The sequence below is a fragment of the Serratia sp. A07 genome (assembly GCF_058725505.1).
The window spans coordinates 1-968 of the sequence record NZ_JBZXDO010000196.1; the positions used below are offsets into that span (position 1 = coordinate 1).

General features: G+C 64.4%; 2 protein-coding genes. Both read right to left on the bottom strand.

The genetic code is table 11. The features are described from left to right. The coding region (locus tag AC4PR2_RS29190; protein WP_492176086.1) for a DUF2913 family protein at positions 1-611 on the bottom strand (611 nt) is incomplete at its 3' end. Between the two features lie 22 nt (positions 612-633). Further along, positions 634-968 (bottom strand): Rpn family recombination-promoting nuclease/putative transposase (locus AC4PR2_RS29195; protein ID WP_492176087.1); only part of this gene is annotated, 335 nt, incomplete at its 5' end.

Sequence of the window (968 nt, forward strand, 5' to 3'; positions counted from 1 at the left end):
GGGACGAGCGAGACACGGGTATGCCGGCGCGCGGTTTCCAGGATGCGCGCCTCGATGGCATGCCGGCGCAATACATCCACCAGTGCCTGCACATCGCCGACCACGCGCAGGTCAACGGGCAGGCAGAGCCGGCCGTCGCTGTCGTAGGCCGCATTGAGCGCCGCCTTCTCAACATAGAAGCCATTGACCACGCCCGTTTCCGGCAGTACGCCCTCGCGCCATTCGCGGCTGCTCAACACCGCATTGTCCCAACCCAGCTGCTTGAGCGTTTCGGTGGCGTAGGTGAGGCGAAACAGGTCGGACTGCCGGGCGATATTACCCGAGCAAGACTTCCACAGATACTCAAGGTGCTGGCGCAGTTTGGCTGCAGCGCCATGCCTGCGACCGCGCTCCAGCAACCACTGAATGTCAATTGCCACGCTCCTGGGAAAACGCTTTTGCTTTTGCGCGGTGGCCAGCCAGCGGATGAGGAACAGGGTTTCGGCGTAGGGGGTGGATGCACCGCCCGACTGGCGCTCGAGCGCCAGGGCCACCAGGGCGCAGAACGCCAGGTGGCTCAGGTCGGTGGTGGTGTCCGCCGGGTCGGCGGCAGGGGTGGTTTTGTCCAGCAAGCGGTCGTCTCGGTGTCGGTGATCAGTGGCGGATCTGCGCCAGCTCGTCGGCGGTGAGGCCGGTTGCATTCATCACCGTGGCCTGATCGAGGCCGCTGTCAAGCAGGGTGCGGGCGATCTTGATCGCCGCCTCGCGCTCGCCTTCTTGGCGTCCTTCTTGGCGGCCTTCTTGGCGGCCGATGGCGATCCCCTGCGCGCGGCCTTCTTCCTTCAGTCGTTCAGCGATCGTCATGATTTTATCCTCATGGTGTGGTACACGCGCGGCCAGCTGCTTGAGCAACGCGGCCGGGCTGTGGGTCTCGCCGACCTGCAGCATGTAGCTGAGCAGCGAGATCAGTTGTTCATCGGTAGTGTACC